At 42.3% G+C, this 3,931-nt stretch carries 8 protein-coding genes; 7 read left to right on the top strand and 1 reads right to left on the bottom strand.

The genetic code is table 11. The features are described 5' to 3' along the window. Positions 1-51: 51 nt before the first annotated feature. The 7 genes from V7Q33_RS22215 (at position 52) to V7Q33_RS22185 (ending at position 3,522) form a co-directional block, all read left to right on the top strand. A complete protein-coding gene (locus tag V7Q33_RS22215) occupies positions 52-375 on the top strand; it encodes an ArsR/SmtB family transcription factor (protein ID WP_331981733.1) in 324 nt (107 codons plus the stop codon). A 7-nt stretch (positions 376-382) separates the two neighbouring features. Continuing rightward, positions 383-847, top strand: coding sequence for an SRPBCC domain-containing protein (locus V7Q33_RS22210; RefSeq protein WP_333821330.1), 465 nt, complete (start codon positions 383-385; stop codon positions 845-847). 8 nt (positions 848-855) lie between these two features. Beyond that, positions 856-1,239 (top strand): DoxX family protein, encoded by a 384-nt coding sequence (locus V7Q33_RS22205; protein WP_333821328.1) that lies wholly within the window; start codon positions 856-858, stop codon positions 1,237-1,239. Between the two features lie 59 nt (positions 1,240-1,298). Next, complete coding sequence (locus V7Q33_RS22200; protein ID WP_333821326.1) at positions 1,299-1,922, top strand: YdeI/OmpD-associated family protein; 624 nt, start codon at positions 1,299-1,301, stop codon at positions 1,920-1,922. A 32-nt stretch (positions 1,923-1,954) separates the two neighbouring features. Next, complete coding sequence (locus tag V7Q33_RS22195) at positions 1,955-2,521, top strand: DUF4256 domain-containing protein (RefSeq protein WP_331981745.1); 567 nt, start codon at positions 1,955-1,957, stop codon at positions 2,519-2,521. A 41-nt stretch (positions 2,522-2,562) separates the two neighbouring features. Further along, positions 2,563-3,006 carry an SRPBCC family protein gene (locus V7Q33_RS22190; protein ID WP_331981748.1) on the top strand — a complete coding sequence of 148 codons (444 nt, stop codon included), beginning with the start codon at positions 2,563-2,565 and terminating at the stop codon, positions 3,004-3,006. Between the two features lie 288 nt (positions 3,007-3,294). After that, positions 3,295-3,522, top strand: a complete 228-nt coding sequence (locus V7Q33_RS22185) for a hypothetical protein (protein WP_331981751.1) — start codon at positions 3,295-3,297, stop codon at positions 3,520-3,522. Between the two features lie 106 nt (positions 3,523-3,628). Here the strand turns inward: V7Q33_RS22185 and V7Q33_RS22180 are convergent, their stop codons facing one another. Continuing rightward, the gene (locus V7Q33_RS22180; protein ID WP_333821324.1) at positions 3,629-3,868 is read right to left on the bottom strand and encodes a helix-turn-helix domain-containing protein; all 240 of its coding nucleotides are present in this window, start codon (positions 3,866-3,868) and stop codon (positions 3,629-3,631) included. Positions 3,869-3,931: the final 63 nt, after the last annotated feature.

Below are 3,931 nucleotides of genomic sequence, written 5' to 3'. Positions count from 1 at the left end.
TTGCGTAGCCAAATAACTACACATACATTCGTGTAGTCAAATGGCTACACGATGAATTTGAGACGAGACGTATTCCAGGCTATAGCAGACCCTACCCGGAGGGCTATACTTTTATTGGTTGCAACACAATCCATGACAGCAGGTGCCATTGCATCAAACTTTGATACGGCACGGCCCACGGTTTCCAAACACTTGCAGATACTCACGGAGTGTGAGCTGTTGAAACAGGAACAGAACGGAAGAGAAATATACTATGAGCTAAACCCAAAAAAGATGAAAGAAATAGCAGACTTCATCGAGCCTTTCCGCAGGTTGTGGGACGACCGATTTAACAAGCTGGAAGCCGTTATGAAAAAATACAAACCCAAAAAATAGTAAAGACATGGAGCTAAAAACAAAAGTGCATGCCGAAGATGGCAAGCAGGAGATATTTATAACCCGCGAATTTGAACTGCCATTGGAGCTACTCTTCACGGCCTATATGGAGCCTGAAATTGTAGAGCAATGGATGGGAACGAAGGTGTTGAAACTTGAAAACAAAAATCATGGTGGCTATCGGTTCGAAACAACCGACCCGAAAGGAAACAAACACTATTTCAGTGGCACGATTCACGAGTTTAGCCTGAATCAGAGAATCATACGCACGTTTGAAATGGAGAATACTCCCTTCGGTGCGCAGCTTGAGTTCCTTGAATTTGAAAAGCTCACAGACGACACCAGCAAACTTACGATGCATGTATTGTACAGATCTGTTGCGATCAGAGATCAGATACTACAATTGCCTTTTATACAAGGTATAAATATGGCACATAGCCGAATCGAAAATATTCTTGGTAAACTAAAATAAACATCACCATGACAAAGAGAAATAAAATCATCTATTGGATTGCCACGCTTTGGCTTGCATTAGGAATGGTAGCCACCGGTGTAGTGCAAATCATGAAAATGAAGGAAGAAGTTGATATGTTCGAACGGTTGGGCTATCCGGCATACCTGCTCACCATATTAGGTGTCTGGAAATTGTTGGGAGTTGTTGCTGTACTGGCGCCCCGATTTCCCTTAGTGAAAGAATGGGCGTATGCAGGCTTCTTCCTTGCTATGTCTGGCGCGATCTTTTCGCATGCAGCTGTGGGAGATGGAGGCAAAGAATTTTTTGGCCCAACATTGCTGCTGGTCCTCACCGTAGTGTCGTGGTATTTCAGACCTGCCGATAGAAAAATTATTCCTGTTAATTCATAAATTCATAGAATGAAATAATCACACTTCAATCCATTCTATTTAACCCAAACAACAACGTCATGAATGCAGTTAAAAAAGCAGCGAAACCAGTAAATTCTATACCAACAAACCCTAAGGTTGATTTCTTTTTTACGAAAGCCAAAAAATGGAAGGAGGAATATGAGAAGATGAGAACAATAGCGCTTGACTGTGGGTTGGTAGAAGAATTGAAGTGGGGTTGCCCCTGCTATACGTTCGAGAAAAGAAATATAGTGCTGATACATGGATTTAAAGATTACTGTGCATTCCTGTTTTTCAAGGGAGCGTTATTGAAAGATCCCAAGGGTATATTGATTCAGCAAACCGAGAATGTGCAGGCTGCTCGCCAGGTGCGATTCACCAGCGTGAAAGAAATAGAAAAGCTAAAGGCCACACTGAAAGCCTATATCTACGAGGCTGCCGAATTGGAAGAATCGGGAGCTAAAATGAATTATAAGAAGACTTCGGAGTTTACTATGCCCGAAGAATTTAAAAGTAAATTAGACAAGAGCCCTGCGTTGAAGAAAGCATTTGAAGCATTAACCCCGGGGCGGCAGCGTGGATACCTCCTGTACTTCTCTTCCGCGAAACAAGCCAAAACACGCGAATCAAGAATTGAAAAGTATATGCCGCAAATTCTCGAAGGGAAAGGGCTCGAAGATTAAATCATATTCATTGTTGTACTGAGTATAATACTATGAAGAGCAATAAAAAGAAATTGTTATCAGAAGAACGTGAAGAATTACTAACCATTTTGAAAGCACGCTTTGAAAAGAACATAAATCTCCACAAAGGTATTGCGTGGGCAGCTGTACAGGAAAAGCTGGAGGCGCACGCTGAAAAACTGTGGTCGCTTAGCGAAATGGAAAAGACCGGTGGCGAGCCTGATGTGATTGGTTACGATAAAAAGAATGATCAGTATATCTTTTACGATTGTTCTGCAGAAAGTCCGAAGGGGCGCAGAAGTCTTTGTTATGATCACGAAGCACTTGAATCAAGAAAAGAACATAAGCCGCAAGACAGCGCTATTGAAATGGCAGCAAATATGGGCATCGAACTTTTATCGGAAGAAGAGTATCGCGCATTGCAGCAGCTTGGAAAGTTTGATCTGAAAACTTCGAGTTGGGTGAAAACTCCCGCTGCAATCCGAAAGCATGGCGGTGCTATCTTTTGCGATCGCCGCTACGACCATGTCTTCACCTATCACAATGGCGCGGAGTCTTACTATGCAGCAAGAGGCTTTCGCGGCTCTTTAAAGGTTTAATATATACTTTAGAAATATAGCACTACGCAACCATGGAGATCATGAAAACCACACCCGAGTGTGAGATCGTAACAACCCGAATTATTAAAGCACCGCGAAAACTCGTCTACAAAGCCTGGACGGACCCGGAACACTTGAAAAACTGGTGGGGTCCGAAAGGATTTACGAACACGTTTAACACGTTCGATCTGCGCGTTGGCGGTCAGTGGAGTTTTATTATGCACGGGCCCGACATGGGCAACTACACCAACGAGTGTACATTTATCGCTATTCGTGAACCGGAATTATTGGTATGGAATCACCAATCAAAGCCTATATTTCAAATGGAAGTAACATTTGATGAGATCTCCACCAACGAAACCAATGTTACCTTCAAACAGAAATTCGGCACAGCCGAAGAATGCAACAAGATACGATCCTTTGCACCTGAGAAGAACGAAGAGAATATGGATCGCCTTGAAGAGGAACTGAAGATAATGCATTAGATCAACCCCACAACCTCGCTCTACCACTTTCTATAACCATCCAATCTTAACGCAGGTTTTCAAAATCTTTTTGAAAAAAATTTTTTCTCCTTGAAGACGACACAGACATAATCCTGATTATCAACGAAGTTCTGAAAAGTTTCCATTGAATAAATATTTTAAACATCGCCTGGCGGAGCATGAGGATTTCAATACTAAATGTATTTTAGCGCCCCGGTTTTTTCCGGGCTGGCGATGATCCGCGCAAGCCGCAAATCAGGAACTTTTAACGTTTAACAATAAATTTTTATGGCCAAGGAAGTAGCAAAAGAAAACCCAGTGGTGGACGCACTCAAGAAACTTAAAGAAGAAGAAGCAGAACTTACAGCCAAGCTGAAGCCTGTACAGGAAGCGATTGCAGCGCTCGAAAAAATTATCGACAAATCGGTAAAGAAAGTGAAGCCCGCTAAAGATAACGGTGCCGAAACTTCTGGCGTTGAAGAGAACGTAGCGGAAGTAGTAGAAGACGCGCAATAAGCGCAAAGCTTCAGCTATACTCTTTGTGAAAACACGAGTATATACGAAAAGAAAAACAGTAAAAGTTGCAGCGCATGAGCCTGCAACTTTTTTCTTTTACAAAGGCCTACACTACGTCCAATACGCTTACCTCGTAGTAATCGCAAATTTTAAAAAGCAGCTTTATAGAGTAATCCTTCTCTCCGCTTTCTATACCCTGAAGCCGGTTTGATGATATACCCATAGACCTGGCAGCATGACTGAGTTCGATATTCTTCGATTCCCGTATGCACTGTAGCACCGCTCCTACTTTCGTGATATATATTTTACTTTCCTGGTCGAATGGATGTTTCAGAATCGGTGGCATGAATAATTTTTACTCTGCCAAGTACTGAAAAGCTAATGAGTTTTCTGCTTAGTGATGGCTAAG

Source organism: Ohtaekwangia sp. (assembly GCF_036786105.1).
GTDB lineage: Bacteria > Bacteroidota > Bacteroidia > Cytophagales > Cyclobacteriaceae > Ohtaekwangia.
Note: the sequence above shows the minus strand (reverse complement) of the source record. Positions and strands in the feature narration are given on the sequence as shown.

Excerpts from the sequence above, each read along its gene's own strand:
- V7Q33_RS22215 (WP_331981733.1), top strand. The coding sequence starts at position 52 with ATGAATTTGAGACGAGACGTATTCCAGGCTATAGCAGACCCTACCCGG.
- V7Q33_RS22210 (WP_333821330.1), top strand. The coding sequence starts at position 383 with ATGGAGCTAAAAACAAAAGTGCATGCCGAAGATGGCAAGCAGGAGATA.
- V7Q33_RS22205 (WP_333821328.1), top strand. The coding sequence starts at position 856 with ATGACAAAGAGAAATAAAATCATCTATTGGATTGCCACGCTTTGGCTT.
- V7Q33_RS22200 (WP_333821326.1), top strand. The coding sequence starts at position 1,299 with ATGAATGCAGTTAAAAAAGCAGCGAAACCAGTAAATTCTATACCAACA.
- V7Q33_RS22195 (WP_331981745.1), top strand. The coding sequence starts at position 1,955 with ATGAAGAGCAATAAAAAGAAATTGTTATCAGAAGAACGTGAAGAATTA.
- V7Q33_RS22190 (WP_331981748.1), top strand. The coding sequence starts at position 2,563 with ATGAAAACCACACCCGAGTGTGAGATCGTAACAACCCGAATTATTAAA.
- V7Q33_RS22185 (WP_331981751.1), top strand. The coding sequence starts at position 3,295 with ATGGCCAAGGAAGTAGCAAAAGAAAACCCAGTGGTGGACGCACTCAAG.
- V7Q33_RS22180 (WP_333821324.1), bottom strand. The coding sequence starts at position 3,868 with ATGCCACCGATTCTGAAACATCCATTCGACCAGGAAAGTAAAATATAT.